We start from the raw sequence: 19,184 nt of genomic DNA on the forward strand, positions 1-19,184 counted from the left end.
TCGCGTCACGAAACGTCGCAAACGGCGTCTCCATAGGGTGAAAAACGAGGTGAACCCGGCCCAATCGGTCGAAGACACAGCAGACTGTAACGACATGGCCCCCACCCGAGGGGCGCTGGGGAACAACGAGATGGCTCGAACGCGCGCGTCGTCCTCTTCAGATGACGAACTCGTCGCGATCGCGCGACGCGGCGACGACGTCGATGGGGACGCCTACGCCGAGCTCTGGCGGCGGCACAGTCCGGCGGCTTACGCCGCGGCACGCTCGTTCACGAGCCTCGACGCCGACGACGTCGTCGCAGAGGCCTTCACCCGGATCCTCGTGGCGATCCGTGCCGGCGGCGGCCCCATGATGGGCTTCCGCGCGTACCTCCTCACCTCGGTCCGCAACGTCGCCCGCGAATGGGGCTCGCGACACGGCCACGTCGACGCGACCGACCTCGAGGATCTCGCCGACCCCGCGGAGACGGAAGACTCCGCGATCGCCGCGATGGAGGCCGGCGCCACGGCATCCGCGTTCCGCAGCCTCCCGACCCGATGGCAGGAGGTGCTCTGGTACAGCGAAGTCGAGAACCTCAAGCCCCGCCACTTCGCGCCCCTGCTCGGGCTCAGCGCGAACGCGGCATCCGCCCTCGCCGTCCGCGCGAAGCAGGGGTTCCGGGATGCCTGGATCGCACACCAGCTCAAGACCACCGAGGATCCGCGGTGCCGCGCCACCCTCACGCTCCTCGGCGCCCACACCCGCGGAGCCCTGAGCGCGCGCGACGAACGCACGGTCACCGCGCACGTCGAGACCTGCGTCAGCTGCGCGCTCGCGTGGGAGGAGGCGCAGCACGTCTCCCACCGACTCGCCCTCGTGCTGATCCCGCTCGTCGTGGGCCTGTCCGGCACCGCCGCGTACGCCGCGTGGACCCAGACCGGCGCGACCGGCGCCGCAGCCGGCGGTGCCGTCGCCCTCGGCGTCCGGCCCCGGCCGAGCGGCAAGACGGTCGGCACCGTCGTCGGCGTCGCTGCGGTGTCCGCCGTCATCATCGCGGGCGGTATCGCCTTCGCCGCCCAGAGCTCGTTCACCGCGACCGAGCCCGACTCCGATGACCTGGCCGCCGCCGCACCCGCCGCGGCTCCGCCCGCCGCAGACGCACCGGCACCCGCGGCGACTCCCCCGGCAACGCCTCCGGCCGCGAACGCAACCCCGACGGCACCGGAGCAGACGCAGGATGCTGCACCCGACCCGGCACCGGACCGCGGGATCTCCCGTGCCGCGCAGCCCGCGACGCCGGCGCAGCCCGGGCCGGCGCCGCCCGCTCCGCCACCCACGCCGACCCCAACCCCCAGCCCCAGCCCGACGCCGACCCCGACCCCGAGCTCGACGCCGTCGGTGCCGCCGCTCGCGGCGCCCGTGATGTCCGTCGACATCTCCGCGGGCCCGACGGTGTATCCCCTCATCTCCGGGGTCGACGCAGAGCCCGGCGCGGTGATCGAGATCCTGGACGAAGGCTCGCGCGTCCGCGCGACCACGACGGCGGACGCCTCTGGGGCCTGGTCGGTCGACGACCTCGCCGGCGGCGTCGCGTGCGCCACCGACGCCGACGCGTACCTCCCCGCGGGCGTCCATTCCCTGACCGCGCGGCAGCGCGTCGGCGGCGAGGTGTCCTCGGCATCCGCGCCCGCGACCATCACGGTCGCCACGCCACCGAGCTTGGTCTCGCCGCATGACGGCGACGTCTACCCCGGCGGCACGTTCCTGCTCCAGCTCACGGGCGACGCGAACGCGCTCGTGCAGCGCATCAAGCTCCCCGACCCGGCCCCGTGCCGGCCCACGCCGATGGCGCTGGACGCGGCCGGGACGTTCTCCGAAAACTTCTCGATCACCGACGCTCCGGGCATCCCGGTCACGATCGGCGTGCGCTACATCGACGCGAGCGGCCGCCACGGCGCGGCCCGTTTCGTCACGATCACGAAAAGCTGACGGATCCGCGTCACGAAACGCGCGCCCGGGCATCTTCTCACCCGAGGGGGAAGAGCTCCCGGGGAGACGACCGTGATCACACCGATCTGCAGCACCGAGTCCGACGCGACGCTCGCCGAGCGCGTGCGCGCCATCAGCGAGTCCGAGGGGTGGCCGACGGCCGCCGCGCTCATCGAACGTGAATGGGATGCGCACGTCACGCGCGACCCGGAGATCCTGCTCGACGCCATCAAGGTCCTCCCGGCCGAAGCCCTCATCGAGCACGATGGTCTGCTGGTCGCGGTCGACTACCTCCGGCACCTCGTGTCCGGCGGCGGACCCGGCCGATTCCGCGTGAGCACGACCCGCGGCGCGGACCGCGGTGACCTCGCCAACCGCCTCATCGTGCTGACCGGGCGCACGGCCGAGCTCCGCACGGCAGGATCCGTGCTCGCGGCGGCCGACGCCGTGCGCGAGGCGCGGGAGCTGCTCGCGGATGCCACGGATGCCCAGCGCACGAGCGCCCGCCGCACGCTCCCGCACGTCCAGTACCAGTGGGGCGTCACCCTCGATCTCGCCGACGACGACACCGCGGCCGCGCAGTACGACGAGAGCTACCAGGTCGCGATCGTGACCGGTCAGCCCGCGATCGCACGGCGGGCCGCCGGCGCGCTCGCCTGGCTGTACGCGTCCCAGGGACGCACGCGTGCGGCATCCCTCTGGATCGATCGGGCGAACGCGACCCACGAGCCGGATCCTCGCAACGACACGCCTCTGCGGCTCGCCGAGGCGATGCGCGCCACGGATGTCCTGCACCCCGACCCTCTGCACGGGCTGCCGGTCGATGCGGATCCCGGGGAGTATTGGCTCGCCGCCCTCTGGACACGGGCCCACTCCGCCCGTACCCGCGCATCCGCCCTCCTCGTCGAGGCGGCACTGGAGACCGAGCTGGCGCGGCACGACGAGCGACTCGTCGCCGTCGGCGCGAACCGTCGCTATCTCATCGCCGCCCGGATGCTGCTGGCCGCTGCGCACCGCCGCCCGTTCACACCCGACAACGCGTCCGGCCCCTACGAGGAGATCTTCGCCGCCGTGACGCACTACCGCTCCGGCGACCGGCGGCTCCTGCGTGAGAGCCTGCGCACGCTCACGTCCCCGGAACAGCATCCCCGCATCCTCGCCGTCGCGCTCCTGCTCGCCGCCGCGACCGACCTCGACGCCGAGAGCCGCGAGGCCGCCGCCGACGGATTCCGGCAGGCACACGCGCTCATCGAGCACGAGGAGCTCCTGCTCTCCTACGCCGTGCTCACCCCTGCGCACCTGCGCGAGCTGTTCGCCCTCGCGGGCCTCGAACCCGCCCCGCGCGTGCACACCCGCTATTTCACCGCCGACGACGACGGCGAGGCCACCCGACTCGCGCGCCTCTCCAAGCGCGAACGCCAGGTGCTGACGCTCCTCGCATCGGAGCACAGCATGACCGAGATCGCCGACACCCTCTTCGTCAGCCTCAACACCGTAAAGACGACGGTCCGCCGCCTGTACGCGAAGCTCGGCGTGCACGACCGCCGGCGCGCCACCGACATCGCCCACCGCGCCGGCCTCCGCACCGGCTGAGCCCGCACCGGCTGAGCCCGCTCCTCCCCAGGCCGCGGGATGTCCCGAGTTCTCCGACTGGCCGCATGTTCACATGTGTTTGGAAGGGGAACCTGTGCGAAGCTGAGGGCACCGCATACGAAGGGGGACACGATGACCGACCCGCAGGCCTGGACACTCATCGGCGTGTTCGTCGCGGTCATGCTCGGCGGCATGACGTTGTCGACCACCCTCATCATGAGGACGACCTCCGCCGAGATCGGCGGCGTCCGCGATACCGTCGGCAGCCTCCGCGAGTCGGTCGAGGCCCAGATCGGAGGCGTCCGCGAAACCGTCGGTAGCCTCCGCGAGTCGGTCGAAGGTCAGATCGGAGGCGTCCGCGAAACCGTCGGCAGCCTCCGCGAGTCGGTCGAGGCCCAGATCGGCGGTCTCCGCGCCGAGATGAACGCGCGGTTCGACGCCGTCGACGCGCGCTTCTCGTCGATGGATGCCCGCATCGATCACCTGGACCGGGATGTCTCCGCGCTCACCCGTCGCATCTGGGGCGAGCCGCACCCCGACTGACGAGTGTGCTACGCGCGCTACACTGGGGCTATGTCGACGTTGAGTCAGCGGGAGATGCGAAACAACAGCAGCCAGGTGCTGCGCGCCGTCGCCGCCGGTGAGTCGTATGTCATCACGAACGACGGCCTGCCGGTCGCCCGCCTCGTTCCCATCGACGGCGAACCGACCGTACCTCGCCCCACTCGCGCGGCGACGAAGCGCGGAGGCCTCCGAGACCTGCCCCGCCACCTCATCCAGGGGACGCTCGCCGAGACTCTCGACGAACTGCGGGGCGAGAAGTGATCCGGGCCTACCTCGACACGTCGGCCATAGGGAAGCTCCTCATCGAGGAGGCCGAGTCGGATGCGTTAGCCGCGTGGGCGGACGACAACGACGCAGCACTTCTGGGCACATTTCTCCTCGAGACCGAGCTGCGTCGGGTCGCGGTGAGGCATGGCATTCACCAAGCCGCCGCGACGGCCGTGCTCGAGCATGTCTCGCTCTTCGACGTGCCGCCCTCGCTCTATCGTGAGGCCGGCCTGCTGCCGGGACGCCACCTGCGATCGCTCGACGCGCTCCACATTGCGTCCGCGATCCGCCTCGAAGCGGACATCCTCGTCACGTATGACGTCCGCCTCGCGGATGCAGCGAACGACGCCGGCCTCATCGTCACGGCGCCCGCGAACAGCGAGCCGCACCCCGACTGAGAGCTACTCGACCTCGAGCGGAGCCTCGGTCGCGGGTTCCGCCTCGGGGTCGGCGGCGAGGTCGGCCGGCTCCGGGGCGGGCAGGCCCTCGGGGCGAATGAGCTCGCGCACCTCCGCCATGAAGCTCGTGAGCTGCTGCTGCTGCCAGCGGAGCTGACGGGTGCGGTCCTCGGCATCCCGCAGGACGCCGGTCGTGTGCGACGTGACGCTGTCGACGATCTTCTGCGCCTTCGTCCGCGCCCGGTCGAGGGTCTCGCGCGCCTTCACCTGGGCGTCCGCCTCGATCTGCTGAGCCTGCGCGCGCATGAGCCGCTCGTAGTCGTCCGCCTTCGCGGAAATCCGCTGCGCGTGCGCGAGGGATCCCGCGACCTGCTCGTTCGCGTCGTTCGTAATGCGCTCGGCGTGCGCGACCGCCTGGTTGTGCAGCACGAGGAACTCCTGCTGCGCGTCATCCTGGCGCCGCGTCAGGGTCTCCTCGAACTCCAGCACGCGGGCGTTCATCTCCCGGACGTCACGCTCGGCCTCGGTCCGCTGCTCGGTCGTCTCGCGCGTCACCATCGAGCGCAGCGCCGCCGCGCCCTTCTCCGCCTCCGAACGGATCGTCGCGGCCTCCTGCTCCGCCTGCGACACCTTCTCCGCGGCGTGGGCTGCCTCGCGCTCGATCCGGGCCTGGTGCGCGGTGTACTCCGTGTCCACGCGGAGGCGCACCTGGTCGGCGTCGTGCTGGGCCTGCGCCGTGATCCGCACGACGTCCGCGTCGAGCTGGGTCCGCTGCCCGGCGATCTCCTCCCGCGCCGCCGCGATGAGACGCTCCGCCTGCACCGCCGCGTTCTGGATGAGGACGTTCGCCTGCTCCTCGGCCACGCGGAGCACCGCCTCGAACTGCTGGCGCGAAGGACCTTCGTCATCCCCGTCAGCCGGGACCTCCGCGAGCTCCTCGCCGACCGCAGCGAGACGCTGCTCGGCCTCCGCCGCCTGGGCCTTCGCGGTCGACAGCTCCGACTGGAGCCGGGCGATCGCGTCCTCCTGCTCGGCCTGCAACCGATCCACCGTCTCCTGCCGCTCGGTGGCCGACCGCTCGAGCGCGTCGCGGTAGTGGCCCTCCAGTGCGGCGAGCTCGGTGCCGCTGCGCTGCAGCCGGGTCGTCAGCTCGGCGATCGCCGTGTCGACCTCATGCCGGTCGTAGCCGCGGAAGCCGACCGTGAACGCGGTGCCTTCGGATCCATCGGATGCCGACTGCATCAACTGCTCGAACGGTGACGAGTCGTTCCGGGAATCGGACATGGCGGGCGTCCTCTCGTGGGTGGTCCCCACCGCGGGCGCCGGGGGAACTAGCGTTCGTCGCGCCGGGGAGAGCGCGTCAGGATGACAGCAAGAACGATACCCGCCAGGAGCAGGATCGTCCCACCGAGGAAGAGGACGACGTTGAGCCCGCGGTCCGCGTCGCCGAGCTGCGTGAGCTGACGGGACACGACGAGCATCCAGGTGGTGAGCAGGATCGCGCCGGCTCCGATGAAGCCGGCGATCGTGAGAGCACGCATGTGCGTCGCCTCCGGGAGGGCCGAGGGTGTGATTTCGGGAAGAACGGGTATCAGTGCGAAGGTAACGGGGGCCAGCACCGGATACAGCGATCATCGGGCACAATTGCGTGGTCCTTGCGGGAAACCCCCGGCTGGCCCGAGGTTTTCACCCCCGAAATCACGTCAGGGAGCGGACATGGCCTTACGGAGACGCCTCGCCGTCGGAGCGGCGATCGCGATCGGGCTGTGCGCCGTAGTCGCCGTCGCGGGACTGCCGCTCTACGTCTTCCCTCCGCAGGCGCAGATCCCGTCGGACGCCGACCTCATCTACGTCATCGGCCCGCCCCGGTCCCCGCGGATCGAGACCGCCGAGCTGCTGCGCGCCGACGGCGTCGCCCGCGACGTGCTCGTCTCCGTCGCCGCCGTGCCCCGTCCGGACGCCGGCGACATCACAGCGGCCGACGTTCCGATCTGCGGCGAAGCGGACGTGACGTGCGAGAGTCCCGCGCCGTTCACGACGGCCGGCGAGACGCGGATGCTGACGGACTACGCGCGCGACCACCCGGCCGCGGACACGGTGGTGCTCACCTTCACGCCCCACGTCGCGCGCACGCGCTACCTGTTCGCGAAGTGCTACGGCGGGAAGGTGACGGTCGTCGGTGTGGACGAGCACCTGAACCTCGGCGACTGGATCTACCAGTACGCGTACCAGACGGCGGCGTTCGTGAAGGCCTGGTTCGAGCCCTGCCCGGGGACGTAGCCCGCGCCGAGAGGACGGCGTTCAGAGAAGAAGAGTGTAGGAGACCGGCGGGTTCGCGGTGGGACGGGAGATTCGGGTTCCCGTCCCCTCGCGAACCTGCGCTGCCAAGTTACCCAGCCGACCGCAAGCGACCCGCGACGTCCCACCAACGCAAGCGCAAGATCAGCGCAAGAAAACCTCAAGGACAGCGCAACGACGGCGCTCCGGTCAGCGCACGACGGCGGTGACCGTTACAAGGTGCTGCAGGACCTGCTCGCTCGTCGAGCCGAGCAGGAAGCGGGTGAAGCCGGTGCGCCCGTGCGTCCCGACGACCGCCAGCCGGGCGGTCGCGGCGATGTCGTTGATGACCGACGCGGGGTCGCCGTCCTCGACGCGAGTCACGATCTCGAGGTCCGGGTACGTCGCGCGGATGCCTTCCGTCATGCCCTCGACGAGACCCTTCGTGGCGCTCTCGAGGTCGGCGACGTACATGTCCGGATACATCGTGAGGTCACCTGGCACGACGACCGGCGACCAGGCGGACACCGCGATGAGCGGTTCGCCGAGTCGGTCGGCCTCCGCCGCGGCGAACTCGATCGCCTTCTTCGAGACATCCGATCCGTCGATCCCGACAACGATGCCGTGGCGGCCCTCGATGTCGACGTCCGGCACGACCACGACGGTGCAGCGCGCACCCGCGACGACGTGCGGCCCGTGGGGTCCATTGCGGCGGCCATGCTCACGGGGCTCGCTCGCGATCACGAGCAGCGCGGCATCCTTCGCCGCGTCGATCAGCTCGGTGGTGGGGTTTCCGTGGCTGGCGCGCGCCGTCACGGTGACGCCCTCGGCGCGCACGCGATCCGCCTCCGCCGCGACGACCGACTCCGCGGCGGCCACCGCCGTAGCCAGCACCTCGGCCTCGCCGACGGCGCCGATCGCTCCGCCGACCACGGTCAGCAGGACGACGTCCTGTCCACGGCTCGCGGCACGGGCGACCGCCCAGTCCACCGCCCGGCGCGCAGCCGGGGTCCCTGTCACTCCCACGACGATCGAATCGCTCATCCCCATCCCTTCCTCGCGATCCAGGCTATTGCGTGCGCAGACCGCCTGTTGCCATGCGGGCCGGAGGCCCTTATCCTGGCCGTGCATGTTCCTCACCCCCTTTTAGGGATCGCGGCCCGACGATCCCCGTTGGGCGAGTGGTTGACCCTGCACCCCCCGCGCAACCTGCGATTCTGAGGCACATGCACCGCGGCCCCCTCGAACCCCCCCTGTTCCTCGAGGGGGCCGCATCTCACGACGCGCCCAGTAAGGTGCGAGAGTGACCGCGCTTTCCGCTCCACCGCAGCGGTCTCCCCGTCGACGCCGACGGCTGCCGGCCTGGGCGATCGTCACGATCGTGGTCGCGGGGCTCCTCGCATGCATCGCCGCACTCGGGGTCGTCGGCTGGATCGCCTCACAAGCCCTCCTCGCCCTCGGCGCCAGCCCTCCCGGCGTCGGCACCCGGATCGTCGCGCCCGACGAGTCGAAGGCCGCGCAGGCCGCGGCGTCCGGCACCGGGACACCGGGCGAGCACGACGCGGCGGCATACCTCGCCGCACAGCCGACGGCGTACTGGCTGACGCCGGAGCTCGACGGCATCGACGAAGTGCAGGATCGCGTGCTGCACTTGGAGAGCGAGGCCCGGACGCAGAGCGCGTCGCTCGCGATCGTCGTCTACGGTCTCCCCGGGCGCGACTGCGGCAACCACTCGGCCGGGGGCCTGGACGAGCCCGCGTACCAGCAGTGGACCCAGAAGATCGGCGACGCGCTGCGCACCGCCGGCGACGTCCGGAAGATCGTGGTGCTCGAGCCGGATAGCCTCGCGCTCGCCCCGCAGTGCGGGAACGTCGACGAGCGCGTCAGTGAGCTGCGCGACGCGATCGAACGCCTCGCGAGCATCAACACTTGGATCTACCTCGACGGCGGCCACTCGGACTGGCTGCCCCCCGACCAGATGGCGAGCCTCATCGCCCAGGTCGGCGAACGCGACAAGATCCGCGGCTTCGCGACCAACGTCTCGAACTACCAGTGGTCCTACAACGAGTTCGCCTACGCGCACAAGGTGTCCGACGCGCTCGGCGGATCCCACGCCATCGTCGACAGCTCCCGCAACGGCGCCGGGCCGACCGGCGACTGGTGCAACCCTCCCGGGCGACTGGTCGGCGAGGCCGGTGGGACGTACGGCGACGACGTCGTCGACACCAACCTCTGGATCAAGCCGCCGGGCGAGAGCGACGGCGCCTGCAACGGCGGCCCGCCGGCAGGGGAATGGTGGGCGACCGGCGCGGTCGGACTCACGCGCGAAGTCGATCCGGGAGCAGCGAAATGAGCAGCGTAGGGACCCGCGCAACAAGCGGTGCGGCGACCCGGGAGCCGGGTGGATTTGTGGAACAATTGGGCCATTCCTCTCGCGGTAGGCGGCATGTCCGCGGCCGCGGGCTGTCACATGCGGGAGCGAGCGAATGAGCGATCAGGGGACGGTCCAGAAGACAGCCGTCATCGTCGAAGATGACCCCGACGTTCGGCACCTGGTCGTCGAGGTCCTCGAGGCGGCCGGCTTCTCGACGATCTCCGTCGGCAACGGCATCGACGGCGTCCGGGCGGTCATCGCCTATCAGCCGTTCCTCACGACGCTCGACGTCAACATGCCCGGCATCGACGGATTCGAGGCAGCACGCCGCATCCGCGCGCAGAGCGACTCCTACATCATCATGATCACGGGCCTCACCGAGGAGGCCGACGTCGTTCTCGGGCTCGCGGCGGGTGCCGACGACTACATCGTCAAGCCGTTCCGGCCGCGCGAGTTCCGCGCCCGCGTCGAAGCCCTCCTCCGCCGACCCCGGCCGAGCGAGCGGCAGAACAGTGTGCCGCAGCAGGAGAGCCACGGGCCGTCGTTCCCGGGCGCCCGCCCCGCCACCCAGAGCGTGGGTGCCCCGCAGATGACTCCGCCGGAGCCGACCTACACCCTGCCGCCGCAGAACTATGGCACGCCCCAGCCGCTCCCCGGCCAGTACGTGCCGGCGCCCGCGCAGTACGTGCCGGCGCCTGCCCCGGCGATGCCCGTCCCGCCCCCGGCCCAGCCCGCGCCCGGCCCGGTCATGCCGGCTCCCGCCGCGCCGGTTCAGGTGGTCCCGCCGCAGGTCATCCCGCAACAGCAAGTCCCGCAGCAGGTCGTCCCGCCGCAGGTCGTCCCGCAGCAGCATGTCGTCGCGCAGCAGCAAGTCCCGCAGCAGCAGATGGATGTACCGGTGCCCAAGGGCGGCGAATGGATGGTCCACCGTGATCTCCGGCTCGACCCGGAGAGCAGGGTCGTGCTCGTCGGCGATCGCGAGATCGAGTTGACGCGCACCGAGTTCGATCTGCTGGCCACCCTGCTCGAGTCGAAGCGCCGCGTGCGCAGCAAGGCGGACCTGACGCTCGTGCTCCGCGGCGAGTCCTATGTCACCTCGTACCTCGTCGGCGAGGCCGACAAGCGCGCGATCGAGGCGCACATGACCAACCTCCGCCGCAAGCTGGGCGACGACCCCACGACCCCGCGCTACATCGAGACCGTGCGCGGCGTCGGCTACCGGCTCACGTCGGAGGCGGCACCCGCGTAGGGCGCTCGCGTAGCGCTCACACCATGTAGCCGTGCTGACGGCGAACCAGCTTCATGAACATCATGAAGGTCTGGATCACCGTCACGACGCCGACGATCGGCCACCCGATCGACAGGATCGACGACTGCAGGGCCGGCCCGGCGATGTTCCAGAGGAAGGCCATCGTCACGAACACCGCGGCCAGCAGGAACAGCGGCGTCCAGTGGCCCAGGCCGCCGCGCCGCTCCGCGTTCGCCTGCGCAGCCCAGTTGTCGACCTTCTTCCGTGAGAGGAATCGGCTCCACGAGCGCACGAAGTGGCTGAGCCGGATCCACATGTAGATCTCGGCCGGGAAGACGAGACCCGCGAACGCGATGTCCCTCGAGTCGTGGTGCTTCATCGTCCGCGCGATGCGCAGGTTCAGCAGCGTCGCGACCGCCGGCGGGATCAGCCACCACGCGGAGAAGACGAACGCGTTGATCGACAGCGATCCGGCGAGCAGGACCAGGAAGGCGACACGGACGAAGAGGTTCGTCAACATGCCGAAGTTCTCGAACCACCGCAGACGAAGGTTGGGGTGGAGGGGCTGGCCCTTGGTGTCCCCGCGCTGACCGGGCCACATGAGCTCGATAGCGCCGACGGTCCATTTCACCTGCTGAGCATCCAGCCCGCTCAACGAGGTCATGCCGCCGACATACGCGCGCGCATAGGGGCTGATCTTCGTCAGGTATCCGGCGGTCTTGATCTGCAGGGACAGGAGGGAGTCCTCCACCTCGCTGTCGCGCACCCAGGGAGCCGACTGGTGGTTCTCCTTCATCGTCTCGCGCAGAGCCGTCGTCGAGAAGATCGAGAACTGCCCGCCGAGCACGGCCATGTTGCGCCCGCGGAGGAGGTTCTGCAGGTTGAACGCGGCAAACTGCGTGCGCTGACCGGCGACGAGGAACTTGGCCATCGGGCCCTTGATGGGCGCGTAGTCGATCGTGAAGATCGCGGAGATGCCGCCGATCCGCGAGTCGGCGATCGCCTCGGTCTCCAAGAGCTCGACAGCGTCCGGCTCGGCGATGGTGTCGCCGTCCACGCCGAGGAGGTAGTCGCAGCCCTCCACGAGCGCATAGCCGTAATTGAGCGCGCCGACCTTCTTGTCGGGGTTCTTGCCGATGTCGTGGACGAACACCTCGGTGAACTGCTCGCCGACCGCAGTGGGGATCTCGTGCGGGCCGGCGTACTGCGAGGCGATCTGGACAGTGCGGTCGGAGGTGTTGTTGACCACGACGTGGATGACGTCCGGGACGCGTGTCTGACCCAGCAGCGCCTCGATCACGGCCGCGATCGACTCCTCCTCGTTGTAGGCGGGGATGACACAGCCGATCGTCGAGCGGTGGACCGTGACGTTCTCCAGAACCGAGAAGAAGTCGTCGCTGTGGGTCGGCACGGCAGGGTATTGCGGCGCGGCGTACTGAGGCGGCACGCCGTACTGAGGCGGCACGCCGTACTGAGGCGGCACGCCGTACTGAGGCGGCACGCCGTACTGAGGCGGCACGCCGTACTGAGGCGGCGCAAACTGCGGCGGAGCGATCGCCGCGGCAGGGCGAGTCATCGTCGGCTGCATCCTGCTGTAGCTGCTGTATCCGGACATCTGCTTACTCCGCGGGTTCGGGTATCGGGCGGAAGGACCGGCCCTCAGTCTGGCGGATCGAGGGCAGGGAACGCCGCCTCAGGGCGAGGCCGCTCCATCAATTTCTGCGCAAGGAATCCGCAAGATTCCCCAGGGTGGCGCCGATCAGGAGGTCGGGTAGATCGCGATCGGCAGGTACTCGTACACGGTCTGCGTCGTGAAGCTGGTGTCGGTGTTCGCGCTGCCCTCCACCGAGACGTTGAGCGCGAACTGGAGCGTCAGACCGTACGTGTCAGCCGGCAGCTGATGGATCACGGTCGCCGGGACGAGCAGGCCGCCCTGGTAGCTGTTGAGGAGGAGACCCTTGTCGTTACGGAGCGTGTCCTGCGGGACGAGCGTGCGCGGATCGGCGCTGAACTGGAAGGGAGTCTGCACCTGCCCGGACGTCTGCGCCGTCTGAGAGGTGATCGAGACCGAGGAGATGTAGACGCGGCGCTTCTGCGTCAGCACCGCCTTGTCGTCCACCCGGTGGTCGTAGACGTTGACCGCGAAGCCGAACGTCTTGGGGTTCGCGGGCGTCCACTCCGCCGTGCGCTTCGGATCCACAGCCCAGACGTCGAGGCGCAGCTCGAGGCCGTCCTCGAGGTCGGACGACAGCGAGACCGAGCCGTCGTACGTGAACTGCGAGTTGAACGGGAGCGAGGCCGACGGGCTCGGGACCGGCGACGGCACCGATACGGCCGCCGGCTTGCCCTGGACCTGATTGAAGAAGTCGGAGACCTGCGAGCATCCGGTCATCGAGGTCACGCCGACGACGATCATCGCGGTCGTGAGCAGAAGACGGCGCGCGCCGCGGCGGGTGGGTTGACGCAGTGACACGGGGTACTCTCCTCGTGAGGGGTCGCCCCGCGGCACGCGTCGGGATTCACGGCACGTCGGGGAAGTCGCAGTCAGTGTAGGGCAACAACAATAGACTCGGGGCTATGTCAGCAGGGGGTGACGCGCTGTCGCCGGCACCGATGTCGCGCACGCGCTCTATTTGGCTGACGCAACTGCTGATGGCGGGCAGCGTCGCGATCATCTCGGTCGTCGTGCTCGGCATCATGCCCGAGCAGTTCGCGAGCTGGAACTACCCTACCGGCGTCGCGATCATCTTCTTGACGACGATCCTCGCGCTGGTGCTGCCGTGGGCGAAGCTGCCCCGCGACCTCGTGCTGATCCTCCCCTATGGGGACGTGCTCGGTGTCGCCGCGATGACGCTCGGCTCCGACATGCAGTTCGCGTTCTTCTGGGTGTTCCCCGTCATCTGGATCGCGACGCACTTCCGGATCGGCGCCCTCATCGCCGTCATCGCTGCGATCGCCGTCGGCGTCCTGGTCGACTCGGCGGTCAGCGGCGCGAACGACACTGTCGCGCTGCGGCTCATGATCGTGACGATCTCGCTGCTGTTCATCGGTCTCACGACCCACTTCGCTGCCGCGCAGACCCGCGCGTTCAAGCAGCTCCTGCGCCGTCAGGCGCAGCGGATGCAGGACACGATCCAGCGCGTGAGCGCGCAGGAGCAGCGCGTGTCGCGCATGCTCAACGGCCTCGACGTCGGGATCGCGCGCATCGGCGCGGACGGCGACATCCTCGCCATCAACGACACCTACATCGAGCTCTACGGGATCGACCGCGAGGACCACACCCGTCCGGCGCGCGCCGTCGAGTACGCGACGCTGCGCGGCAACGCCCTCTCCGAGCTCGTCCGACCGCTCGCGCGCGCCATGCGTGGCGAGGCCCTGGAGGACGAGCGTGTTTGGCTCTACGACGCCGCGGGCTCGTGGCACGCACTGTCGGTCACGACACGTCCGCTCGACGGCGTCGACGGCGAGCCCGCCAGCACGCTCCTCATCGTGCACGACGTCACCGACCTCATCGAGTCCGAGAACGCGCGCGAGCGTCTCGCCGCCGTCGTCTCGCACGAGCTCCGCAACCCGCTCACCGCGATCATCGGCCACGCCGAGCTCGCGCTCGACGACCGGACCCTCGCCCCCACTACCCGCGAGCAGCTCGAGATCATCGACAGCGCCGGTCAGCGGATGCAGCACCTCATCAGCGACATCCTCACGGCCTCTCAACGCGAGGAGCCGGCGTCGCACGATCCCGTGCGTCTGGATCTGCGCGGCGTCCTCGAGGCGTCGCTCGAGTCCTTCCTGCCCGCGGCGACCCTGCGCGGCGTCCGCGTCACGATCGAGCTGGCCGACCCGCTGCCCGTGCTGGGCGACGCCTTCCGGCTGCGCCAGGTCATCGACAACGTCCTGAGCAACGCGATCAAGTACACGCCGCGGGACGGCATCGTGGAGATCGGCGGTCGCGCCGACTCCCGCGTCGTGGCCGTCACGATCGCCGACACCGGCATCGGGATCTCCTCCGAGGACCTCCCCCGCATCTTCGACCCGTACTTCCGCGCCGGCACGGCCCACGAGAGCGAGACCCCCGGCACGGGCCTCGGCATGGGCATCTCGCGCGACATCCTCACCGAGCACGGTGGGAGCATCGACGTCGACAGCGAGGCAGGGCTCGGGACGAGCGTGACGATCGTGCTGCCGGCGGCGAACGAGCTCGTCTGATGCTGCCCGTCGGTGCCGACACGATCGGGATCGCGCAGGCGGTCCTGACCACCCTCGGTGCCCTGCTCGTGATCGGCCTCGCGTTCGTCCCGCATCCGAATCGCGCCACCCTGCTGTGGGCGATCGGCTTCCTGCTGTCGGCGATCTTCGTGCTCATCGCCGTGTTCGCGATGTTCGACGGGCTCGAGATGCTGCGCCGCGCGATGATGGCCTCCCTCCTCGCGTGCACCGTCTTCCCGTGGGCAGGCCTCCGGGCATGGCGCCGAGCGCCGTCAATGGCGTGGCTCTTCCTGCCGACGATCCTCGTGCTCCTCGCGCTCCTCCTGCTTCCTGGGACGCTGCCGATCTACAGCCTCTGCTTCCGCATCGCGTTCCTCCTCGCGGCGATCTTCCCGGCGCTCGCGGTCTGGGAGATCCTCCGGCTGCCGGAGCGGACGGACGTCCTCCTCCAGCCCATGCTCATCGGATCCGCGGCCTTCGTCGCGTTCGCCCTCGGCAGCGCGATCGCCGGCGTCTTCTACCCGCCCACCGAGGGCGACGACCTGACGCTCGTGCGCACGCTCAACGCGATCGGGATGCTGATCTACGTCACGTGCCTGTTCGTCAGCATCGTCTGGCTCGCGCAGCAGCGCCGGCCGGCGACCGTGCGGCACGCGGTGGCCGACTGGGCGCGGTTCTGCGACGTCGCGCGCGAGCGGCTGCGACGGGCGGACGAGGGCGGCGAGCAGTCCTGGGCGCTGCTGGCGATCCACCTGGACGACGAGGCGACGATCCGCGCCGCGACCGGCCCGGGCTCGTTCGCGTCGATCACGGGCGAGCTCGACACCCACGTCCGGCAGACCTTCCCCGCGGATGCCGACATCGGGCGGCGGGGCAGCGGCCGCATCGTCGTGCTCGTGCCGCGCAGCACGGTCGTCGTGCGGGAGCTGGTCCGCGCGCTGCTGAAGGCCGTGAACGCCTACGGCGGTCCGGGCCTGGAGACGCTGCAGAGCTCGGCGAGCGTCGGCTGGGTCACCGTCGATGTCGCCGGCTATGACTTCGCCGCACTCCTCGACGCCGCGACGATGGCCGTCGAGCGCGCCGCCGCCGCGGGCGGCGACCGCTGGTACCGCGTCACCGACGCGGACCTGGATCGATCCATCGAACCCGCTGTCTAAGGTAGTGGGGTGGCCGCTCCCCCCGTGACCTCCTCCGCCCGCCGCCGGACCGCAGGACGTGTCGTCGCCTGGGTCCTCGGGATCGGTCTCGTCGTCGCCGTGCTCGGGGCCGTGTGGATCGGCGTGTCCGCCCTCCTCGCCTTCGGCCACGTCCGCGCAGCGCAGAACGCGGCCGCCGACGTGTCGCTCGACATGGCCGACATCGGGAAGGCGGCGGCGACGCTCGACCGCGTGGCCGCCGAGACCAGCGCCGCCCGGGCACTGACTTCGGGTCCGGTGTGGAGCGCCGCGGCGGCGCTCCCCTGGGTCGGGCCGCAGCTGTCCGCCGTCACCACGACGATCACGTCGATCGACGACGTCGCCTCCGACGGCGTCCGCCCGCTCGTCGACGCGGCGGAGAACGTGTCGATCGCGTCGCTGCGTCCGCACGGCGGGGCGTTCGACCTCTCCGCGTTCGCGACCTTGCACACCGCCGCGGCCCAGAGTGTCGCCGACGTCGATCGCGCCGACGCGGCCGTCCAGAGCATCGACACGAGCGTCCTCCTCCCCGCGCTCCGCGCGCCGATCACGAGCGCCGCCGACTTCCTGGACCGCACGCGCTCGACGGTCGACGGCCTCGCCCAGGCCACCGCGCTCCTCGCGCCCGTGCTCGGCGGGAACGGGCCCCGCGACTACCTCGTCGTCTTCCAGAACAACGCGGAATGGCGGTCGCTCGGCGGGATCGCGGGCGCGATGACGGTGCTGCACACGGATGCCGGCCGCATCACGCTCGGTCAGCAGGCCTCCGGGGCGGACTTCCGGCGCTACAGCGATCCGGTCCTGCCGCTCTCGGACGACCTCGTCCAGGTGTTCAGCCGGCGCCCCGGCCTCTTCATGCAGAACGTCACTCAGGTGCCCGACTTCCCGACGACGGCGGCCCTCGCGCGCGCGATGTGGGCGGGGCGCACCGGACAGCAAGTCGACGGGGTCATCTCGCTCGACCCGGTCGCGCTCTCGTACATCCTCGCCGCGACCGGACCCGTGAAGCTACCGTCCGGCGACACGCTCACGAGCGCCAACGCCGTCTCCCTGCTCCTCAACGAGGTCTACCTCCGCTACCCCAAGCCCGCCGACCAGGACGCGTTCTTCGCAGCCGCCACGGTCGCCGTCTTCAACAGCCTCGCAAGTGGGTCCGCCGATCCGGGAAGGCTCGTGAAGGCGCTCGCGCAGGCTGACGCGGAAAGCCGGGTCCTCATGTGGAGCACGCACCCCGACGAGCAGGAGATCATCGAGGGCACCACGCTCCAGGGCACGCTCCCCGCGACGAACGGCGACCGGACGACCTTCGGGGTCTACCTCAACGACGGCACCGGCTCCAAGATGGACTACTATCTGCGGGTCGCGAGCGCAACGACGTGGTGCACAGACACGGAGGGCTCGCCGGATGCCGCGCTGACGGTGACGCTGCGCAACGACGCTCCGGCCGATGCTGCATCTCTACCGTGGTACATCACGGGCGGCGGCGTGTACGGCGTCCCGGACGGCTCAGCGAAAACCGTGGCCTACCTGTTCCTACCGGCCGGCTCGAGCACCGTGTTCACCGACTCGACCGGAGGCGGCGCGGGCGGTTTCGGCAGCGGGACGTACGAGGGGCACCCCGTCGTCACGTGGACGACGCAGCTGGCCCCCGGCGAGCAGGCCTCGGCGACCGTGCGGGTACGGACCCCGCAGACGGCCGAGCTCGGAGCCCAGATGACGCCGGTCATCCCGCAGTCGCAGGCGGCTCCGTTTGCGGCGGAATGCTCTCGCAAGGGATAATGACCGAGCCGGCTGCGCCGGCGTTTCGATCCCCCCGTCGATTCCCCACGGAAATACGAGAGATGAAACGTCTTCTCGCGACCGCAGCCGCGTCCCTGCTGCTCTCCGCCATGACCGCGTTCGGCATCGCCGGCGCGGCGCAGGCCGCCGTCTACCCGCCGTCCGACTCGATCGTCGTGTCGTCGACCACCGTCGAGCCCGGCGGGTCGATCGTGGTGCGGATCAAAGACGGCACGTTCGGCAGCGGCGAGCAGCTGACCGTCACGACGACGGGCGAGCGCGGCACCGACGTGAGCTACGCGCTGGTCCGGTTCGACAGCACGACCTCGACCTACCGCGACGCGCGGGCGAACGCCGCCGGCGGCGCAGGACCGATCACCGTCACGTTCCCGAGCGGGGCATCCGGCGTGTACACGATCGCGGTGTTCAGTCCGTCCTCCCCCGGCGTAACAGCGACGATCACGGTAGGCACCCTGCCCGTGACCGGGTTCAACGCCTCGAGCACGGTCGGCCTGTGGGTCGGCGGCGGGGCACTCGTCCTCGCGGGCGCCGTCGTGGCGATCGCGGTCGCGGTGCGCCGGGTTCAGGCGACGCGCTCCGAGTAGAGCTGCTCCGGCTCCGCCGTCACGAGGATCGGCAGGTGGTCGCTGAGCCCCTGCGGCAGCGTCCGGATGCTCTCGATGTCGAAGCCGGTCGAGGTCGCGAAGTCGTAGTGGCCGCGGAAGAAGCGGTAACGGGTGTAGGTGCGCGAGTCGCTGAGGGTGAGCTCGTACCCCTGATCGCGCACGCGCAGCCCGAGGTTCTCCTTGAAGACCGGGTAGTTGTAGTCGCCGACCATGAGCACCGGCAGCGACGGGCCGAGCGTCTGCAGCTCGGACAGCGCGGTGCGGATCTGGTGGCGACGGAGCGAGTTCAGCGCCGTCAGCGGGGCGGCATGGAACGAGGCGACGATCAGCTCGCTCCCGTGGTCGATGTCGAGCAGGCGGACGCCGAGGAGACGTTCCTCCGCGGGCTTCAGCACGTAGTCGTGCAGCGACTTCTTCAGCGCGAGGGCGCGGACGTCCATCGCGCGGAACTCGTTCTCGCGGTAGTAGACGGCCAGCCCGAGCCGGTTCCGCTGGGTCGCGTGGGCGAGGCGCAGCCCGCCGATCCGCTCCGGAAGGTCGCTCGTGTCGGCCTCCTGCAGGCACATGATGTCGGCGCCGTGACTCTCGGCGAGCTCGGCGAGCTCGGACGCCGCGCGATGCTTGCGGAGGTTGTACGACACGACTCTCACGGGCTCAGCCTAGGCCGAGACCCTGGCGCCGGGCAGTCGGATCGCGCCGATCCATAG

The 19,184-nt window shown here is 70.4% G+C and carries 18 protein-coding genes; 12 read left to right on the top strand and 6 right to left on the bottom strand.

Annotated features, from left to right (window positions below; translation table 11 throughout):
- Positions 1-94 precede the first annotated feature (94 nt).
- The 5 genes from ABCS02_RS22285 to ABCS02_RS22305 all read left to right on the top strand — a co-directional run bounded on the left by ABCS02_RS22285 (position 95) and on the right by ABCS02_RS22305 (position 4,791).
- The gene (locus ABCS02_RS22285; RefSeq protein ID WP_345837875.1) at positions 95-1,969 is read left to right on the top strand and encodes a sigma-70 family RNA polymerase sigma factor; all 1,875 of its coding nucleotides are present in this window, start codon (positions 95-97) and stop codon (positions 1,967-1,969) included.
- Between the two features lie 72 nt (positions 1,970-2,041).
- A complete protein-coding gene (locus tag ABCS02_RS22290; RefSeq protein ID WP_345837876.1) occupies positions 2,042-3,562 on the top strand; it encodes a LuxR C-terminal-related transcriptional regulator in 1,521 nt (506 codons plus the stop codon).
- Positions 3,563-3,694: 132 nt separating this feature from the next.
- Positions 3,695-4,105 (top strand): hypothetical protein, encoded by a 411-nt coding sequence (locus ABCS02_RS22295; protein ID WP_345837877.1) that lies wholly within the window; start codon positions 3,695-3,697, stop codon positions 4,103-4,105.
- 30 nt (positions 4,106-4,135) lie between these two features.
- Complete coding sequence (locus tag ABCS02_RS22300) at positions 4,136-4,387, top strand: type II toxin-antitoxin system prevent-host-death family antitoxin (protein ID WP_345837878.1); 252 nt, start codon at positions 4,136-4,138, stop codon at positions 4,385-4,387.
- Entirely contained in the window at positions 4,384-4,791 is a 408-nt protein-coding gene (locus ABCS02_RS22305; protein ID WP_345837879.1) for a type II toxin-antitoxin system VapC family toxin, read from the top strand. The genes ABCS02_RS22300 and ABCS02_RS22305 overlap by 4 nt, the downstream gene beginning before the upstream one ends.
- Before the next feature lie 3 nt (positions 4,792-4,794).
- On the opposite strand, the gene ABCS02_RS22310 is transcribed toward ABCS02_RS22305, so the two are convergent.
- On the bottom strand, positions 4,795-6,075 hold the full coding sequence (locus ABCS02_RS22310) for a cell division initiation protein (RefSeq protein ID WP_345837880.1): 1,281 nt from the start codon (positions 6,073-6,075) through the stop codon (positions 4,795-4,797).
- Positions 6,076-6,122: 47 nt separating this feature from the next.
- The gene (locus ABCS02_RS22315) at positions 6,123-6,332 is read right to left on the bottom strand and encodes a hypothetical protein (RefSeq protein WP_345837881.1); all 210 of its coding nucleotides are present in this window, start codon (positions 6,330-6,332) and stop codon (positions 6,123-6,125) included.
- Between the two features lie 175 nt (positions 6,333-6,507).
- Here ABCS02_RS22315 and ABCS02_RS22320 point away from each other — a divergent pair, with 175 nt between their 5' ends.
- Positions 6,508-7,071, top strand: coding sequence for a YdcF family protein (locus ABCS02_RS22320; protein ID WP_345837882.1), 564 nt, complete (start codon positions 6,508-6,510; stop codon positions 7,069-7,071).
- Positions 7,072-7,278: 207 nt separating this feature from the next.
- On the opposite strand, the gene ABCS02_RS22325 is transcribed toward ABCS02_RS22320, so the two are convergent.
- Positions 7,279-8,112: a universal stress protein gene (locus ABCS02_RS22325; RefSeq protein ID WP_345837883.1), complete on the bottom strand. Its 834-nt coding sequence runs from the start codon at positions 8,110-8,112 to the stop codon at positions 7,279-7,281.
- 259 nt (positions 8,113-8,371) lie between these two features.
- Between ABCS02_RS22325 and ABCS02_RS22330 the strand changes: the two genes are divergently transcribed.
- Entirely contained in the window at positions 8,372-9,421 is a 1,050-nt protein-coding gene (locus tag ABCS02_RS22330) for a glycoside hydrolase family 6 protein (RefSeq protein WP_345837884.1), read from the top strand.
- A gap of 133 nt (positions 9,422-9,554) precedes the next feature.
- Positions 9,555-10,691, top strand: coding sequence for a response regulator transcription factor (locus ABCS02_RS22335; protein WP_345837885.1), 1,137 nt, complete (start codon positions 9,555-9,557; stop codon positions 10,689-10,691).
- A gap of 16 nt (positions 10,692-10,707) precedes the next feature.
- Here the strand turns inward: ABCS02_RS22335 and ABCS02_RS22340 are convergent, their stop codons facing one another.
- Together ABCS02_RS22340 and ABCS02_RS22345 are read right to left on the bottom strand one after the other, a co-directional pair.
- Entirely contained in the window at positions 10,708-12,267 is a 1,560-nt protein-coding gene (locus ABCS02_RS22340) for a glycosyltransferase (protein WP_345837886.1), read from the bottom strand.
- A gap of 183 nt (positions 12,268-12,450) precedes the next feature.
- Positions 12,451-13,164 carry a fructose 1,6-bisphosphatase gene (locus ABCS02_RS22345; RefSeq protein WP_345837887.1) on the bottom strand — a complete coding sequence of 238 codons (714 nt, stop codon included), beginning with the start codon at positions 13,162-13,164 and terminating at the stop codon, positions 12,451-12,453.
- A 104-nt stretch (positions 13,165-13,268) separates the two neighbouring features.
- Here ABCS02_RS22345 and ABCS02_RS22350 point away from each other — a divergent pair, with 104 nt between their 5' ends.
- The 4 genes from ABCS02_RS22350 (at position 13,269) to ABCS02_RS22365 (ending at position 18,456) form a co-directional block, all read left to right on the top strand.
- Positions 13,269-14,897: a PAS domain-containing sensor histidine kinase gene (locus ABCS02_RS22350; protein ID WP_345837888.1), complete on the top strand. Its 1,629-nt coding sequence runs from the start codon at positions 13,269-13,271 to the stop codon at positions 14,895-14,897.
- Entirely contained in the window at positions 14,897-16,054 is a 1,158-nt protein-coding gene (locus ABCS02_RS22355; protein ID WP_345837889.1) for a hypothetical protein, read from the top strand. Before ABCS02_RS22350 ends, ABCS02_RS22355 begins: the two co-directional genes overlap by 1 nt.
- 9 nt (positions 16,055-16,063) lie before the next feature.
- The gene (locus tag ABCS02_RS22360) at positions 16,064-17,851 is read left to right on the top strand and encodes a DUF4012 domain-containing protein (protein WP_345837890.1); all 1,788 of its coding nucleotides are present in this window, start codon (positions 16,064-16,066) and stop codon (positions 17,849-17,851) included.
- A 62-nt stretch (positions 17,852-17,913) separates the two neighbouring features.
- Positions 17,914-18,456: a cell wall protein gene (locus ABCS02_RS22365; RefSeq protein WP_345837891.1), complete on the top strand. Its 543-nt coding sequence runs from the start codon at positions 17,914-17,916 to the stop codon at positions 18,454-18,456.
- On the opposite strand, the gene ABCS02_RS22370 is transcribed toward ABCS02_RS22365, so the two are convergent.
- Positions 18,435-19,127 (bottom strand): endonuclease/exonuclease/phosphatase family protein, encoded by a 693-nt coding sequence (locus tag ABCS02_RS22370; RefSeq protein WP_345837892.1) that lies wholly within the window; start codon positions 19,125-19,127, stop codon positions 18,435-18,437. The genes ABCS02_RS22365 and ABCS02_RS22370 overlap by 22 nt on opposite strands.
- Between the last annotated feature and the right edge of the window lie 57 nt (positions 19,128-19,184).

The organism is Microbacterium sp. X-17 (assembly GCF_039615055.1).